This window comes from Bradyrhizobium oligotrophicum S58 (genome assembly GCF_000344805.1).
In the GTDB taxonomy this organism is placed as follows: Bacteria; Pseudomonadota; Alphaproteobacteria; order Rhizobiales; family Xanthobacteraceae; genus Bradyrhizobium; species Bradyrhizobium oligotrophicum.
Genome location: NC_020453.1, coordinates 8,175,958 through 8,193,127 on the forward strand (window position 1 = coordinate 8,175,958; position 17,170 = coordinate 8,193,127).

General features: G+C 61.6%; 8 protein-coding genes. 1 reads left to right on the plus strand and 7 read right to left on the minus strand.

Annotated features, from left to right (window positions below; genetic code table 11):
- The first annotated feature begins 306 nt into the window (after positions 1-306).
- Positions 307-996 (plus strand): DUF6624 domain-containing protein, encoded by a 690-nt coding sequence (locus S58_RS35325; protein WP_015670243.1) that lies wholly within the window; start codon positions 307-309, stop codon positions 994-996.
- A 132-nt stretch (positions 997-1,128) separates the two neighbouring features.
- Here the strand turns inward: S58_RS35325 and S58_RS35330 are convergent, their stop codons facing one another.
- From S58_RS35330 to S58_RS35360, 7 genes are all read right to left on the minus strand, one after another.
- Complete coding sequence (locus S58_RS35330; RefSeq protein ID WP_144058452.1) at positions 1,129-1,908, minus strand: GntR family transcriptional regulator; 780 nt, start codon at positions 1,906-1,908, stop codon at positions 1,129-1,131.
- 29 nt (positions 1,909-1,937) lie between these two features.
- Positions 1,938-3,206 (minus strand): MFS transporter, encoded by a 1,269-nt coding sequence (locus S58_RS35335; RefSeq protein ID WP_015670245.1) that lies wholly within the window; start codon positions 3,204-3,206, stop codon positions 1,938-1,940.
- Positions 3,207-3,488: 282 nt separating this feature from the next.
- Positions 3,489-4,847 carry a sigma-54-dependent transcriptional regulator gene (locus S58_RS35340; protein ID WP_015670246.1) on the minus strand — a complete coding sequence of 453 codons (1,359 nt, stop codon included), beginning with the start codon at positions 4,845-4,847 and terminating at the stop codon, positions 3,489-3,491.
- Positions 4,848-4,864: 17 nt separating this feature from the next.
- Positions 4,865-6,706, minus strand: coding sequence for an ATP-binding protein (locus S58_RS35345; protein ID WP_015670247.1), 1,842 nt, complete (start codon positions 6,704-6,706; stop codon positions 4,865-4,867).
- A gap of 181 nt (positions 6,707-6,887) precedes the next feature.
- On the minus strand, positions 6,888-7,601 hold the full coding sequence (locus tag S58_RS35350) for a GntR family transcriptional regulator (protein WP_015670248.1): 714 nt from the start codon (positions 7,599-7,601) through the stop codon (positions 6,888-6,890).
- Positions 7,602-7,859: 258 nt separating this feature from the next.
- Entirely contained in the window at positions 7,860-10,766 is a 2,907-nt protein-coding gene (locus S58_RS35355; RefSeq protein ID WP_015670249.1) for a helix-turn-helix transcriptional regulator, read from the minus strand.
- Between the two features lie 693 nt (positions 10,767-11,459).
- Entirely contained in the window at positions 11,460-17,099 is a 5,640-nt protein-coding gene (locus S58_RS35360) for a LysM peptidoglycan-binding domain-containing protein (protein WP_144058453.1), read from the minus strand.
- Between the last annotated feature and the right edge of the window lie 71 nt (positions 17,100-17,170).

Sequence of the window (17,170 nt, forward strand, 5' to 3'; positions counted from 1 at the left end):
AGCACCCAGGTCCTGCGCAGCATCAAGCTAGAAGCCAGCCTCTGAGCCGCCCGGAACCTCAAGCGGAAAACACCGCATCAGCCCCCAAAGCATCGCGCTCGAAGCGCCGTTCATCGGGCAATCTGACGGCATGTCACGCTCTACGACCCCGCCTATTGGCGACTAGAGCGCATGCCGCCGCAGCATCATGGCATCGCCATAACGAGTCGTGCCATCTTCATCGGCATGGTGCGTCAGTTGCTTGAGCACCAGGCACGGTCGGCTCGTGCGGGTCTCCTCCTCTGCGAGGACACCTCGTGATCTCCTATGGAGCTCGCCCGCTCGTGCGTTGGCTGCGACGGTGGCAACACATTCGCGATGCAGTTGTCAAAGCGCCGCGCGGCGTGCCATCATCTCAGGATGGATCGCAGCATTGCCGACGCGCTCATCCTCATGGCAGAACACGACCGGAAGGTCGGCGAGGAACTGGCGGCCTCGGGAGCTCTCTACGAGGGCTATCATCCGCATATGGCCGCGGTTCACGAGAAGAACGCGCTGCAGCTCCAGGACATCATCGCCGAGATCGGATGGCCGACGGAGCGCCGGGTCGGCAAACGGGCCGCCGAGGCCGCTTGGCTGATTGCCCAGCATAGCATCGCGCATCCGGACTTTCAGAGGTCGTGCCTCAAGTTCCTTGCCACTGCCGCGCGCGAGCACTTGGTTCCAGCCTGGCAGCCCGCCATGCTCGAAGACAGGATCCGTGTATTCGAAGGCCGGCCGCAGCTCTACGGCACGCAGCTCCAGCCCGATTTGCACGGCAACATGCAGGCCCATCCGATCGAGAATCCGCTAGGAGTGGACGAACGACGCCGCAAGGTTGGTCTCGAACCTCTCGCCGAAAGACTTGCTCGCGCAAAACCGCAGCCGCCGCCTGCCGACCGTGAACAGTTCGAGCGCAACTATCAGGAGTGGCTCCTTACGGTCGGCTGGCGCACACGTCCGCAAACGGCGAGATAGGTCGGCATGCGGCTGCGGCTGAAGGCGAGGTTGCCTGTTCAGACGAACGCAACGACCCACGAGCTCGATTGAAAGGATTGACCGCCGAACGTCGTGGGCAGCGTGCGTGAAGGGACCACCAAATGGGATGGCTTAGCCTGCAGCGGCGGCAATGGCCCAGCGCGATCTGGCTTCCCGTATCAATTCTGGCAGGCTTGCAATCGTTCGTCGCATGTGCGCTTCCAGGCTTGCGCACGCGCGCGCGGCGTTCTGGCTGCGGACGCCGTCCGCGATATCAAGACAGTCACGGAGCTCGGAGCCCAGATCAGCGTCTCGGGAGATGACGAGGCATCGAATATAACGGCTGCGGTCGTTGAAGTTCTTTATCATTCTCAACATCTCTTCGTTCCTCGATATCTGCGCGATCTGCTCGAAAACACCCTCGATGGCGGCGGCATGGCGCTTGGCGCAACTCATCGCCGAATGCGCAGGCGGAAGCGCTGTCATTCTCGTCGCGCTCCGGCCAAAGCGGACAGCCGATGGTGACTCCAAAGGCCTCCTGAGATTATACGCGAGCACCAGCCGAGCGAACTCATAGAGATCCCGTAGCTCCGCTGCGTCCGGCACCCTTGAGAAGAAACCACGCTTCGGAACGATGTCGATCAATCCCTCGCCATGAAGGCGCTCAAGAGCCTGTCTCACGGGTGTCGCGCTCGCTCTGACATAATCGGCAAGCTCGTCGATGCGCAGGTGCTCGCCTGGCAGAATGATCTTCGACTCCGACGTCAACTCGTAATGTGTAACCAATTCCTTGATTCTGGCGTAGGCGACATCGACTCGATTGAATTCGCTGTCCATATCGATACCTGCTGCGGGAGGATTGCTGATGCGGCGGGCTTCAGCCGAAGGCTGCGCGGCACGTCGCGCGCTCATGCGACGCGCCGTTTATCGCGCCTTCTGTTCTATGGCTCACGATCGATCGCCGAGTGCCTCCGGGTGTCGCGCATGGCGAGATAGACGACAAGAGAGGTCGCAATGCAGCCGGTGAGGTAGAGATAGAACCAGCTTTCGTGACCGATCGATTTGAACCAGAGGGCGATCGACTCCGCGGTGCCGCCGAAGATCGACACGGTCAACGCATAGGGCAGCGCTACGCCCGTGGTCCGAATTGCGGTCGGAAACAGTTCGGCTTTGACCACGGCATTGATCGACGTATAGCCGGACACGATCAACCACGCTGCCGCAATCAGAAGGAACGCAGTGAGCGGATCGTGGACTTGTTGCAACGTGGTCAGAAGCGGAATCGTGAACAGGGTGCCCCCCAGTCCGAACCCGATCAGCAACCATTTCCGTCCGATACGATCAGACAGCGCGCCGTAGAGCGGCTGCAGCGCCATGGCGAAGATCAGACTGCAGGCCGTCACCATGGTCGTTTGATCATCCGTCAGCTTGACGGAGAGCTTCAGGTATTTCTGCATATAAGTGGTATAGGTGTAGAAGGCCGCAGTCCCACCCATGGTCAGTCCAACAACAAGCAGGACTTCACGTCGGAACTGACCCAGCGCGCGCAACGAACTCACCTGTTTCGCCGACTTCGCCCGGATAAATACATCCGTTTCGTGCAGGTTTCGGCGCATGACTGCGGCCACGACCGCCAGCAGCGCGCCGATCACGAACGGAATACGCCAGCCCCATCCTCGAAGCTGCTCCTCCGTCAGAAGCACCTTCTGCAGGACCAGCAGAACGACGATCGCGCAGAGCTGTCCCCCAATCAACGTCACATATTGGAAGCTCGAATAGAATCCGCGGTTCTTTTCGTCCGCGACCTCGCTCAGGTAAGTTGCGCTGGCGCCATATTCACCACCAAGGCTGATTCCCTGAACGATCCGCGCGAAGCCAAGCAGAACCGGAGCTGCAAGGCCGATCGACGCATAGGTGGGCGTCACGGCGATGATCAGCGAGCCGAAGCACATCATCAAGACCGACAAGGTCAGGGCATTACGGCGGCCGTGATGATCTGCAAAATGGCCGAATAGCCAGCCTCCGAGGGGGCGAACAAGAAAGCCGGCCGCAAACAGCAGCGCTGCATTCAACTGCTGCACCACCTCGTCGCCCTGAGGAAAGAAGGATTTGGCGAAATACAACGCAAACGCGGCATAGGCGTAGAAGTCATACCATTCCACCAGGTTTCCGATCGAGCCGACGAAGATCGCGCGCAAGCGGCTACCCATCCCAAGGCCGTCACGGCGTGCTTCAACGGCGGCCGCAATGAGGGTGGGGTTGATAGTTCGCTCAAAATTCATGGCGTCCTCCGAGTGCACGTTTTCTTAGGCTCTAAGGCCAATCGTGCTCATGCCTGAGCAACCCGCGTGCCAGCCGGCCGCGGCCGCCGACCGCGCCGGCAAACAAAGCCATTTCAGATGGTTGCATGCGCCCCGCGTGAAACGGGCTCGCCGCGCTCAGCGGAATTCCGCCGATCCGCGTCGGAGCGTGAGCGGGAATCCGCCGACTGCTTAGCAGGACGTTCGGCTGGGCCGCAGCAAGCCGTACCTTGCCATTTTTTCGTTGAGGGTCCGCCGTGGCACGCCGAGACTTTCCATGACCGCCACAACTGACCAGTTGTGCTCCAGCAAGGAGGCCTCGATCAGCATGCGCTCATAAGCTGCCACACGCTCGGAGAGCGCGCGCCTCGCGCCCGCTCCCTCGCTCCGCCGCAGAATTTCCGCGACGCGGCGACCCGTTGCCGCTAGGCCGAGCGCGTAGCGTTCAGCCACGTTCTTCAGCTCTCGAACGTTGCCAGGCCAGTCATGGGTCAGCAGTGCGTCGAAATCCTCAGGCCCGAGTGGGGTCAAATCACGGCCGCTGCGCCGGGAGGCTTCCCCGGCGAAATGCTGGAAGAGCAGCAGCACGTCGTTGCCCCGTTCGCGCAACGGCGGGAGACGGATCTCCGCCGCTGCCAAGCGGAAGTAGAGATCCGCGCGAAAGCGGCCGCTGCGGCTGTCGGCGGCGAGATCGGCTTTCGCGGCGGCGATCACACGGACGTCGACCGGGATCAGCCGGTTTGATCCCACCCGCTCGACCACGCGCTCCTGGAGAACGCGCAGGATTTTGACCTGGAACGCGTGTGGCATGCTTTCGATTTCATCGAGCAGGAGAGTTCCGCCGCTGGCATGTTCGAACTTCCCGACGCGGGCCCCGCGTGCACCGGTGAACGCGCCCGCCTCGTGACCCAGCAGCTCGCTCTCGAACAGCTCGGCGGGTATAGCCGCGCAATTCACCGCAACGAATGGCGCTCGTGCTCGCGGACCGAGGTCATGCAGTGCGCGAGCGACGACCTCCTTTCCCGTGCCGCTCTCGCCGAAGAGGATCACATCCCGGTCGTGCTCGGCGAGCTCGCCAACGGACTTGCGCAGCCCAGCCATCGCGGGCGATGTCCCCAGGAGACGTCGCTCCAGCTCACCTTCGGCGCCGAGCCGGCTGGTGAGTTGCCTGAGTTGACGCTTCAATCCTGATTGTTCTGCCGCCCGCGCCAACACGGCAGACACATGATCCGGGTTGGCAGGCTTCTGCAAAAAGTCGTAGACGCCCTCGCGCATGGCCGCAACCGCAAGTGCAACGTCGCCGTGAGCAGTCAGCAGGACGACCGGAATGTCGGGATCGATTCGCTGCACGTCGCGCATCAGGTCGATGCCGGATCGATGCGGCATCCGGAAGTCGGTCAGGACCACGTCAGGCAGCTCGGCCTGAAGCATCGACAGCGCCTCGTCCGCATTTCGGGCGGTGCGCACGTCGAAGCCGCCCAGCTCCAGCCATTGTCTGATCGAGCTGCGAACGATCTCCTCGTCGTCAACGACAAGAATCGATTTGCTCATCCGATACCCCGATAGATCTAGGCCTGCGCGGGCGGCGCCGGCAAGGTCACCCGAAACCGGCTTCCGATTTGCAGCTCGCTCTCGACCGAAATCGTGCCTCCGAGTTCTCTCACGATGCCATAGCTGATTGAAAGACCGAGGCCGAGCCCTTCACCGATTTCCTTGGTGGTGAAGAACGGATCGAACAGCGACTTCATGTGATCCGCGGAGATTCCGCTCCCGGTGTCCGCGACCTCGGTCGTCACCGTGCTCTCCGCACGACGGATGCAAACCCTGAGAATGCGGCGCGGGCGGTCGCGCATCGAGTGGACCGCGTTCGAGAGCAGGTTGACGAAGACCTGCTCGAGACGGATCGGGTTCGCCTCAACGTGAGCCGGCTCCGCGGGCAAGTCCAAGACAACCTCGATACCTTCGTTTCTGATCCGGTACTGCAGAAGCCGCATCGCGTTGCCAAGTGTCACACCGACATCGACTCTGCTGGTTGCGCCGGTCTCCTTGCGCGCGAACATGCCCAAGTGACCGATCAATGCCATCATTCGCTCGGCTATGGATGACATCAGGTCGAGGTTCACTGCCGTTCGCTCGAACTCGTTGCGGTGCAGCAAGACTCGGCTGCTTGCGATATAGGTGGTGAGCGCTGCGAGTGGCTGGTTGATTTCATGCGCCACGCCTGCCAGGGCTTGTCCAAGACTGGCAAGCTTCGCGCTCTGCACCAGGCTCTCGTGGGTTTGTCGCAACTCCTGTTCGGTGCGCGTCCGTTCCAGGACTTCACTCGTCAGCTGACGATTGGCTTCGCGCAGCTCCATCGTGCGCTCCGCAACACTTCGTTCCAGCAGCTCGTTAGCTTCGCCCTTGGCTTTCATCGACTGCCGCCATTGATAGGCGACGAGCCCAAGCAGCTGGACCGTGAGAACGGCAAAACCCGCTGTGGCGGCGACTGTCATTGCATGCCGCCGAGCGTCTCCGATATCCGAGAAGATCAGGAGCTGCCATCCATGTGCCGGCAGATGACGCGCGCGCAGTGCATATTCGTGGACGTCATTGTCGTCGCCCAACCCAACCGATACGTCCCCTGATTCACTCGGCGAATGCAGGATCGGGGCATTTTCGATCGTATCGCCGAATTGCCGGGACTCGTTCAAACGAGCGACCGCGCTCGAGGGCAGTGTTCGCAACGGATGATATTTCCACTGCGCGCGGCTGGCCAGGATGACCACGCCTCCTTCATCTTGCATGGCCACCAGATCACCGGCCCTGACCCAATCGGCTTCCAGCGGCGTCAAATCGATCTTCACGACGGCGACCCCGATCGTAAGCTCGCCTTCCGTGATCCGTTGCGACAGGAAGTAACCTGGCAAGCCGGTCGTCACCCCGACGGCATAAAGCTGCCCTTCCCCGTCACGAATTGCGCTTTGGAAATAGGGGCGAAAGTCGTACGCATGCCCGACGAAGCTCTTTGCTCCATCATAATTGCTTGCCGCCAGCGCCACCCCGGCCGTGTCCAGCACGTAGAGCTCGGCCGATCCCGCAGCCTGATTGAGCGACTTGAGATAACGGTTGGCTGTGTCGACAACTGCTCCATCGCCCGGTGTCCGGAACAGCCGGCGCACCGGATCGGCGAGCGACAGAACCGTGGGCAGATATCGGAAGCGGGCAACGGTTGCATCGAACGTGCTGGCGATCAACGTAAGCCGATCGTCGGAATCGCGGCTCATCTGCGCGAGGCCGGCGCTCAGGGCCAATCGATAGGACAGCAGCGCGACTCCCACGATGGCCAGGACGGCAATTGCCGCGATAGCCGGCCAAGCCCTTGATAGCTCACGCGGCAATCCCAGTCGGCTCGAAAACCACGCCGTCATTGACACCCTCTCGCTCCCGCCAGGGCTCAAATGATGGACCTGATTTGGGCTTCGGTCGCCCCGCGAATTCTCCCCGCGCATGCCGGATCCAGAGCTTCACTCGCAATCGGGGTCTTGGACCCTCTTATAGATCAACGGTCGATGTCCCCCGGGGGCGCTACGATCAATGGTCAAATGAGATCTATATGGCCGCGGCCATCGTCCAGCGTGACCTGGCGTCCCGGATGAGTTCGGGCAGATCGACGATCATCCGACACATGTGCGTTTCCAGTTTTTCGCATGCACCTTTCGGATCTTGATCGCGGAGCAATTCGATCAGTTCGAGACATTCCCGTACCTGCGCGCCGTGATCCGGGCTTTGCAAGACCGAGAGGCAGCGGACGTACCGACTGCGATCATTGAAGTTCCGCACCATTCTCAGCATCTGCTCGTTTCGCGACAGCTGCGTGATCTGCTCGAAGACGCTTTCGATGGTCATCGCATGATGCTTGACGCACTTCGTTGCCGAGTGACCCACAGCAACAGCTTCGACTTTCATCAAACCCCGGCCGAGACGCGCAACCGAGGACGGATCGAGTGGCCTCGTGATATTGTGCTCAAGAACCAGCCGCGCAAATTCATACAAGTCCTGCAGCTCGGACGCGTTCGGAACTTTTGAGAAGAAGCCTCGCTTAGCGATGCTATCGATGAGCCCCTCGCCCTGTAGGCGCTCCAGCGCTTGGCGCACAGGTGTTGCGCTCGCGTTGACGCGATCCGCCAGATCGTCAATGTGTAGATGCTCTCCAGGAAGCACCCGGACCTTGCCGTCAGGCACCAGATCATAGTGGATGACGAGGTCCTTTAGCTTAGTGTAAGCGGTGTCTACCTTGCTGACATCCCCGTCTGTATCACGCATGCCACGTCCCCTTGAACCACCCTAGGCGGACGCAACTTGCCGGCCGCAGACGTAGTTCCGGAAAGGCGTATGCCTTGTTCCCGGAATGCTCCGACAGCGCCGACGAGCACGCATGAACGTGTTCGACGACGCCCGACGTCGAACCCTTGCCCTGCTACTCGTTGTCCGCCCATGACTATCATTTTTTACACACCGTCAGCTTACGCACTCATTGCAGCCGTCACCATCATAAAAACTATGCAATCGATGTGTACTGACTCACTGGAGCATGCTGAGACGGTGTCTCATCGCGTAGGCGGTTGCTGCAGCGCGCGAGCTCACGCCGATCTTCATATATATGTTCGCAATGTGCCGATTGACGGTCGGCACACTGAGGCGTAGTTCCGCGGCAATGGCCTTGGAGCGGCTGCCGGCAGCGAGCCGGCCGAGGATTTCCATTTCTCGTGGCGAAAGATCATCAGGCCCCCGCGCGGGTAAGTTGCGTGGCTCGATCTCGACTCCCTCTATCCGTGCTCGATCAACGCGCTCCTGCCAACTTCGCATGCCGAGTGCGACGAACTGCTCGCGTCCCCGCTGCAGCAGTGCATGTGATGACGGCTTATCGCCTGAGGTTCCCGCCACGATTGCCTCGTCAAGATCGACGAGCGCTCGCAGGCAGACCTGGCCTGCCCGCTCAAGGTCGCCGCGGGCCTTTGCGAAGTGTGCGCGTGCCGCAGCGGTGTGACCCTGGAGGGACGCCAGGCGTCCGAGAATGAATTCACGGCAATCACCGGCTGCACCGATCGTGCTCCCGTGCTTTGGAGCGCGGACCAACGCTTCGAACCGGCGCGCACGCTTGACGTCCTCACGCTGCCAGGCGGCACAGGCTCCGAGCCCAAGCGCATCATCTGATAGCTGTCTGTCAGAATTTGTGTTCTCCAAGGATCGGAGCAGCGCCTCGATGCGAACGTCATATTCGTTTTCGCCAGGCAGGAATGCTTCGGTGAGAGCGGCGAAGCCAAGCACGATTTGTCCAAGGCGCACCGGATGATCCTTGACGATCTGCAGCGCACGCGAGGCGATGCGGCCAATTGCCGGCCAGTCGCCACCGTACAAATAGGCACGCCATGCGACTGCCGAAAGCTCCAGGGCGAGATGCAACCGGTGCCACGGTCCCAGTCGGACGGCCAGCGCACGCGCGTCGCGCAGCGCCGCGTCTGAGCTTGCCAGATGACCCAGGCTCGCCTCGGCAATCGCGAGAGAAGTTAAGGCCTCGATCCGACCTGGAAGCGATCCGAAACACTTGGCGTCCCGCAACAGGTCGTGCGCAGTTTCGACCCCCATGGCGAGTTGTCCATGCCGATAGATCCAATCATGGGTGACGACCTCGCGAGCCCGGATGATGGCCGCCGGACTCTGCCATTCGGCGGCCCAACGTTGCACCTGCACTGTCTGTTCGATTGATCGCGGAGCATACAGGTCGAGCGCCGAGGCACGATCCTCTTCGTCTCCAAGCTGACGAACCAGATCGAGCGCAAGCGGATCCGGCGCGTGGTAGATCGCCTCGAACGTCCCGTCATTCCATCGGCACCGCCAGTACTGTCGGAGCACCTCCAATCGGGCCCAGTGCAAATCTCGGCGAGCACCGCAGGCCTCCAGTCCGCGCTCCACCAGGGGCTGCCACATCTCTGTGGGAGCGCCGGCGTCCCGCAGCCTGCGGACTATCGTCACCAGGAAACTCATGATCCATGATGGCTGCCGCTCCCAGCAGCGGCCGAACAGAAGACGTGTCGTCGCATCGGCGGCTTCGACATCGAGTGATGCAGCCTGGGCGAGCGCGAGATCGCGGAGCATCTCGTCCGAGACAGCATCGCCTGCGAGATCGCAAGCGATCCGAAGGAATGCAGCTTCGTGCTCGCTGATATAGTTGGCTCGCGCGCGCTCGGCTGCCTTCAATGCGAAGACCTCGCCGATCTCCGCACCTGCGATGCGCTGCGAAGCGTGATACTGATGCGCAATCTCTCCGGGATCGGCATCGAGCTCGGCGAGGCGCGTCGCCGCGCGTCGATGCAAAATCGCCCGCCGGTCGGGGTTCAGCTCGTCGTACATGGCGCGCCGCAGCAATGCATGCGCAAAGACGTAGCCGCCGCCGCGGACGACGAGGACGCCAGCCCTCATCGCCTCGTCGATATGGTCGAGGATCGCCTCTTCGGAATCCGATATCAGAAGCTGCAATCGGCCGAGATCGAACCCTTCCGGAAATATCGCAGCGATCCGCAGCATTCCCAAGGTCGGCCCCGAGAGCCGCGCGAACCGTCGCGACAGCAGCGGACGCAGTCCGGCAGGGATACCGAGACCGTTGTTCACGAGATCGGCGGGCCATTGGCCCTCGCGCCCAAGAAGCTTTCCCTCTTCGACGAGGTGGTTGAAGAGCTGGCGCACATAGAACGGATTGCCGCCAGTCTCACGATGAATTGCCGTGGCAAGCGATGCGGGAAGTCGTTCGTCTGCCAATAGCTCCAGCATGCGCATCGTATCCGCGGGCTCGAGTGGCCGAACAGCGATCCGATGAAGCTCGCTCTCACGCGTCAGCGCATTGAGTTCCAGCGGCTCGCCACCGGTCTCGTCGGGACGGAGAGTGATGACGGTCAGCAGCGGGAGAGATCGCGTCGAGCGCAAGCAATGCAGCAACATCGCCCACGATTCGCGATCGGCCCAGTGCAGGTCTTCGAGCACGAGCAACAGTGGAGATTCGACCGCAACCGCATGAAGCAGATGAACGGCGGATTCGAAAAGTCGAAACCGCTCGTCCGGTCCGGAGAGTCCTTTGAGAGCAGGAAGATCCGCAGCGGCCGCGAACGCCGGCACCAGGCGAGACAGCGGCCGAATCATATCATTGCGAGCATGGTTGAGGAGCGTTGGCTGCTCGCGAGCCCATTGGGAGAACGTATCGGCAAACAATCCATAGGGCAGAGGTTCGGCCATCTCGTAGGCGGCGCCCCTCGCAACACAGAAACCGCGCTGCTTCGCAGTTTGGGCCAGTGCCTCGACCAGACGGCTCTTGCCGATTCCAGCCTCTCCTACCAGAACCGCGCCTACGGCGCGTCCGTTCTTGCTCGGGAGAAGCTCGCGGAGCCGGTTCGACTCCTGGTCCCTTCCTATAAGCGGAACACCGCTATCCTTCATGCGCTAACCAATAGCCAACCTACACGATACTTTTTGATGACTACGGCAAGACGCACTGCCGCCTGTGCGATCCAACCGTCTCTGGCAACCTTAGATTGTTTTGAGAAAATATCAGCTCGGCACGATAATACCAAGCGTCAAATCAATGTTGCGCTGCCCTTGTTGGGCTCGTCTCGCGAAGACTGTCGCGCAATTGCGACGGGCGAGAGCCGATGGAGTTAGATCGATGACGATCACCATAGCCGGTTCAGCGAATGATTGCTCCACTCGAGGACCACAACCCTGCTGACGCGCAGTCGAATTGCTCAACTGAAGCATGAAACGTCATTGAGTCGTTTTCTTGACGAAATTCCCCCTGGCCTAACGAGCAACCGGTCGAGGAACCCTCTCGACGCCATTGGGCTCTCGGCCACTCCGCGTCTTCAGCGCGAGCAACGCATCCGCTGCCTACGTGGCAGAAGAGCATGCGCGGCACTACGAGCCCAGGGGACAGCGACGTCCTCATGAGAGATGGCCGATCTCTCAAGCCATCAGACAACGCGCCTTCATTCGATTATCTGGCGCCAAGCTCCCACGCGCGAATCGCTCCGGATCCAGATTGCGAGCTTGGGAGCCGCGGCAAATCCGCGAAGAGCGCTGCTTGGTATGACATTCGGCTCGCGAATATGCCGAACCGAATGTCAAAACCTTCCTTTAGCGCAAGAGCCATTCGATGTACTTGATACCACCCTTCGCGCCAAACGAGAGCCCGGACGTCCACGCATCGCGGGGCCGAGCCTTCGCCCACTTTTTCACCGCATCGCGCTTCGCAACGGTCCCGACCGCTGAACGCGTTGCAGCAAGGCCGACCCCGACAGCAACACCGACATCGGGACCGACCAGCGCCAAGTTCCCCGCTTGCGCGTGTACACCCGCCGCTACCAGATTGCCCGGAACGAGTCCGATCGCGCCGACAAATTGGAGGCCTTTTCCGGACTTGGTTGATGTTTCCCAACTCGACTTGGTGGGAATATTTACAGTTGGGGGAGCCAAATCCTTCTTGTTTGCAGAGCTGGCCTTATTGTAGCTCATCAATTCTTTCGTCGTGCGCCCTGTTCTCCGCGCCACCTGCACCCATGTCAGCCTGCCCTTCGACGGATCCTGGACGTCACGATTATCGTAGACGCGGTGAACCGATAGCCTGTCACCAACCCAAGCCCCGGCCCGCGGAAGCTCATAAGTTTGGGGGATCCAAGTCCGGTTCTCGGACACGATCTTTCTGACTGTTGTTCCATGCTCCTTTGCGAGATCTCTCAGAGATTGTCCCGGCTGGAGATCGACGGCTTGCTTTTGCCCGGGAACGTGCAGATTCTGGCCGCTCATCGACAACAGACGTCGGAGAGGCACACCGGTTTTTTTGGCGATCTGTTCCCATGTCACGGCTGTTGGGTTGCTAGCCGACGAGGCTTGGCCCGGAACGTCAATCCGCAAAGGTGCACGACTGTCCTTGTTTGCCGCGATCAGCTTCTTGATCCCGACACCATGCCTGCGAGCGAAACTCTCCAGTGACTCGCCTGCTTGCAAGCGATCGGTCGTTGCCCCGCGAAGCACGCGGCCACCGCTCGCTGCATCATAGACCCGTCGTGGCGGGATGGACAAACCACGGTGCCCGTTCGCCTCCAACAGCCGCTTCAGGCTGAGTCCCTGATCGGTTGCAAATTCCCCGTAGGTCACGCCATTCGTGACCTGACGAAGCCGCTGAGGAACCAGGATCTCGGCGGGCGCGACATTCTTGGCGTTGGCCTTGGCGATCGATCGCAGCGAGGTGCTGTGGCTGTCGAGAAACTCCTGCGGGCTTTGACCGGCTTGCACGCGTGCGTCATCGACCGCCGGAACGGATGCGCCTGCGGAATCCTTCCGAGCGGGGATCGACCATCCATGCCGACCCAGGTTCAGCGCCACGAGCGTCTTGACATCGACACCCTCGCTCTTCGCAATCTCGGCCCATGTCGCACCAGAACTGTTGAGAGCGGTGACTGTCGGATTGATGTCTTGAACGCCAGGATTGCTTCGCGTGAGGTCGCGCGGGATGAGGCCAAGCCTTTGGGCAACGCTGACCATCGTATCGCCAGGCAGAACGTCGACCTTCGTCCCGCGCGAGCGCATCAGCGCTTGGGAGCTAACACCATTGCGCAAGGCGAAAGCTGCCTGCCCAATGCCGAGCAAACCGTCCGATATGGCAGCCGCCCGATCTGTATGCCATCCACTCGCAGCCTTCATGAAATTGATCGAGGCGTTGGTCCCGAAACTCGAGGCTACGACGGCGCGAACCGCCGATTCACGAGACGATCCAAGCCACGTCCTGACCCGCGCATGCGCCAGGGGACTGTTGAAAAACGCACGACCGACTGGATTGAGATCAGCGATGGCCTCACCGAATGCGGGCGCGCCATGCGTGGCCAACACGACTTCGCCGGCAATGGCTGCCGATGCTGCGGCCGGGGGAGCGGTAGCGACCCACTCTCTCAATCGATTCGCGATGCGCTTGGCGCCACCTCCCGCCCGAGGTGTGGTCGAGGCGGCCAGAGCCCAATCGGCGGCGTGGTCTTGGCTGATTGGCGTATCCTGCAACGCCAAAGCGGTCTGCCGGAACGACGCGAGTGCCGCTGGATCGCCTCCGAAAACCGCCTTATGGAAGTCGGTCTCGCCCATCCGGTCGCGGATGGCTTCCGCGATCTTTGCCTCTGTCTGATACGGCGACGCGCCACGGCGCGGCACGACTTGCGAGGCCAGGAACTCCGTCACGCCCTCGTTCAAGTTCGAATGTGGCCGGCTTGAATCAACGGCCAGGGTGCTTGCGAGCTTCTTGAACGATTCCGAGGTCAGTGCATGCACCGCCTCGTGCGCGACCACGTCCGGGCTCAATCTGTCGGTCCGCACATAGACGCGATGCCCCTGATCCGATGCGATGCTGAAAGCATCGACTGCCGCGGGGTCGTGCTGGCCGCCGGCTTTTTGATATGCACGGGCGAAATCTGCGGGATCCATGGCCTGCAGCCGGATGCCGTTCGGAGATGTCCCGCTCGTCCGACCCTGATAGGCGTCAAACACCTTCCTTCCGGCGTCGAATGCAGCAGGCTGTCCGGCAAGGCCCGCTTCGGTCTCGGTGCGGGATCTGCTCTGCTGGTAGTGATGAGAAGCCACACCGGAAACTGTATTGAGCCCGATGGACAGATAGTCTTGTGCGGTCGGCGCCTTGCCGGAAAAGAGGCCGGGGCCTGCCGTCAGCATGGTGTTCGCGCCCAGCTGGGACGCCGTCTGATAAAGCGGGTTCGACACGAGTCCATTCGGCCGTACCGCGCTCGCGGTCCGCGTCGCGACCTTGCCGTCGACGAACTTCGTCAGACCGCCAGTGACGCCGGCCATTGCGACATTCTTGAAGTATCCTGAGAACGCATCCTTCATCTGCGCGTTGGCTTCGTCCTGCGTGACCCGTCCCTCGGAGAGCTGATACTGGGACTCGACATAGGTACCCGCGACGTTACCGAGGCCCATGACCCCCTGATTGGCAACCATGACCGTTGATCCGGTTGCCAGCTTCGAGACCACCGAGCTTGCCGCCTGGTCGAGGCCGCGCGTAATGAAGGCCTCCGTGGCTCCGCCCGTCAACGCCCCCCCTGCTGCGCCCAGGGATTGCACGCCCGACACGGTCGCGTCGACGCCCGCCTGCTTCACTTCATCCCAGCCGCCGCCACCTTGGAAGAAGTTGTTGGTCAGCGCCGCATCGAGTGAGATGTGGGAATTGCCGTGAACGTCGCCGCCACCGAACACGGTCGCTGCATTCTGGGCCGTGTCGATGGCTTCGGCCGTTCCGGTTCCCACCAATGTGCCCGCCGCGAGGGCGGCCAAGACCGGCGCGCCGGCTCCGGCCGTGGCCATGGTGACAGCGGTCGCAGCCGCGGCGATCGCGACGTCGCGCACGACTTCCTGTGCACTCGACCAATTGGCGTCGGTCTTGCGCTCGCTCTCGAACATCCGGTCATTCTGAGTGGCCAGATTACCCATGATGTTCAGATACTCGCCGTTGACCTCCTGGGCAGTCATCCCGCCCTGATTTTTCTGCAGAGCCGTGAGCGCCTCTTTCTTGTCCTGCAAATCCGACTCGAGCTCAGACCGGTTGGCACCGAACAGCCCCCCGACCCAATCGCCGCCCTTCTGCAGAAGGCTGCGGTCGCCGAGCGCCTTGTCCTCCCGGTCGATGGCATCCTGCAGCTCATGCAGCCCCTGACCGATATCCACTCGCGCGTTCGCGTCCTTGAGGCTCGCAAGCTGCTCGGCGACCGCGCCATCGCTCAGGGCACCCGGATGCTGTGCAAAGAATGTATTGTACGCCTGCGAGAGCGCGCTCTGGTCGGCGGCCGTTTGCGGATCGAGTAGATTTTGCGGCAACGTCAGCCGAAACTGGGAATCCAGCAGCTGATATTGAGCCAGCTTCTGTTGAAGCTGTGCATATTGAAGCGATTGCTGAGCCGTCGTCAGGGCGCTGCTCGGTTTGGTGAAGCCCACAGTACGCACAACACCAGCTTGGGCCAAATCGGTGTTGGCGGACTGCTGCGCGGTTGCGACCGCCGCCTCGCTCTGTGTGACACGATAGTCCTGAACCAGCCTGTTGGTCGTTGCAGCCAGCTCTTTCGTGACTAGGCCGGCCGATGCCGCGTCAGTTCTCGCCTGCGCTATCTGTTGCAACACCGGCGAGTTTGAGGGCAAGGGAACATGGCTATAGGTCTGCTCCAGATTCGCCAATGTCGTATTGCGCTGGTTGGCATAGGCAAGCCCTGTTGCCGACTTGAAGCCCGCCGTCGCGATGTCGGACATTGTCGAGAGCTCGCGCAACTGTTGCTGCGCCTGGTTCAGCTTGAGCTCGGTGGCGGCCGTCGGATTCTTGATATAGGCGGCCTGCGCATCCGAGACGGCCTGGTGGCCGTTGATCAGGGCGAGGTCGGTCCCGACCTTGTTCTGATAGGCGTCCGCCTGGTCGTAGTTGATCTTCGCCGTGGTCGCGGCCTGCCGGGCTTGCGGGGACAATTTGGCGAGATCGGAGTCCTGCGCTGCCTCAAGATCGGTCTGCGCCGCCGCAGCAAATGCCACTCGGTGCTGGGCTGCGGCCAAGCCGGCATTCTGGTAATCAGCGTTCCCGTTCGCGAGCTTGAGATCGAGCGATGCCTGCTGCGGATCGCTGCCGTGCGTTGCACGTACGGTGTAGCCCAATGGATGCAGAGCGTCGTTCACCCGATCCTGGGCATCCTTCGCAACCGTGCCGTATTTCTCGGTATTCGACGCATAATACTGGAGCTGGGCCTTGCCCTGCGCGACCATACCGACATCGGCGTTGAGCTTGCTCCGCGCGACGGTGAAGTCGTCATAGGCCCGCAGCTGCGATGGCGTCAAATTCGCCTGGGTCGGATTGTTGTTCCGGTCGACCGTGACACCGGCTTTCTTCAGTGCTGTTGAGGCGCTCTCGAGCTCTTTCTTGTCCGCCGCGGCCTGCTGCCCGTAGACGACGCTCTTCCCTGCTGCAAGGTCGGCGCTCGCGGCATCAAGCTTGCGCTGGTCCGTGGCCAGCTTGTGTTGCTGCGCTTCCTGCTGCTGATTCAGCAACGACAGACGGTGCAACGTGCCCGCATTGATTCCTCGGTCCATCTCGGTGTCCAGACGACCGAGCTGCGATTTGGTCTGTTCGAGAGCAGCCTTATCGGCGGTGACCTTGTCCTTTCCCGCGGAAACCTGGGTCGTGGCCGCGTCGACGATCGGGGCAACTTTCCGCGCGACTGGATCTTTCACGGTGACCGGCGGCGGCGCCGGCTTGTAGTTCGCTGCTGCGGCGTCGATGCCTTGTGCGGCACGCAGATTGCTCTTGGCCGAACTCAATACCGCCTGATCGGTGGTGACCTGCTGCTGAGCGGCCGCAACCTGCTTCTTCAGATCGTTGATATGGGTTTGATGGGCAGCCGCCGCGGCGCCAGCGCCGCGACCGTACCCGATCGGAGCCTTCGTTCCCTGTGCATCAGTCAGCTCGGTCTGCAGCTTATGCAGCTTTCCAGCATCACCGTCGAAGGTCGTCTGCGCTTTTGTCTGAACCGCTTTTGCCTGCGAAACGGCATCAGGAACCGGCGCAACCGGCGCCGGGGCGGGGACGCCCGGACATGTTGCCGCCGCTTTCGGCGGAACAGGCGGACCAAGCAACACAGGCGCCGGCTGCAGAACCGGACCTATGAAAGGCCGAACGGGCTGAAAGAGCGGCGAAGGTGCCGTCGATGATGATCCAACGCTGTGCGTCGAATTGCGATCGAGCATGCCCGAAGACGACGCCGCGGACTTTGGCCGCGGAGGTGGCGGCGGAGGAGGAGGTGGCGGGGGTGGCGGCG

Excerpts from the sequence above, each read along its gene's own strand:
- S58_RS35325 (WP_015670243.1), top strand. The coding sequence starts at position 307 with ATGGAGCTCGCCCGCTCGTGCGTTGGCTGCGACGGTGGCAACACATTC.
- S58_RS35330 (WP_144058452.1), bottom strand. The coding sequence starts at position 1,908 with ATGAGCGCGCGACGTGCCGCGCAGCCTTCGGCTGAAGCCCGCCGCATC.
- S58_RS35335 (WP_015670245.1), bottom strand. The coding sequence starts at position 3,206 with ATGGGTAGCCGCTTGCGCGCGATCTTCGTCGGCTCGATCGGAAACCTG.
- S58_RS35340 (WP_015670246.1), bottom strand. The coding sequence starts at position 4,847 with ATGAGCAAATCGATTCTTGTCGTTGACGACGAGGAGATCGTTCGCAGC.
- S58_RS35345 (WP_015670247.1), bottom strand. The coding sequence starts at position 6,706 with ATGACGGCGTGGTTTTCGAGCCGACTGGGATTGCCGCGTGAGCTATCA.
- S58_RS35350 (WP_015670248.1), bottom strand. The coding sequence starts at position 7,601 with ATGCGTGATACAGACGGGGATGTCAGCAAGGTAGACACCGCTTACACT.
- S58_RS35355 (WP_015670249.1), bottom strand. The coding sequence starts at position 10,766 with ATGAAGGATAGCGGTGTTCCGCTTATAGGAAGGGACCAGGAGTCGAAC.
- S58_RS35360 (WP_144058453.1), bottom strand. The coding sequence starts at position 17,099 with ATGCTCGATCGCAATTCGACGCACAGCGTTGGATCATCATCGACGGCA.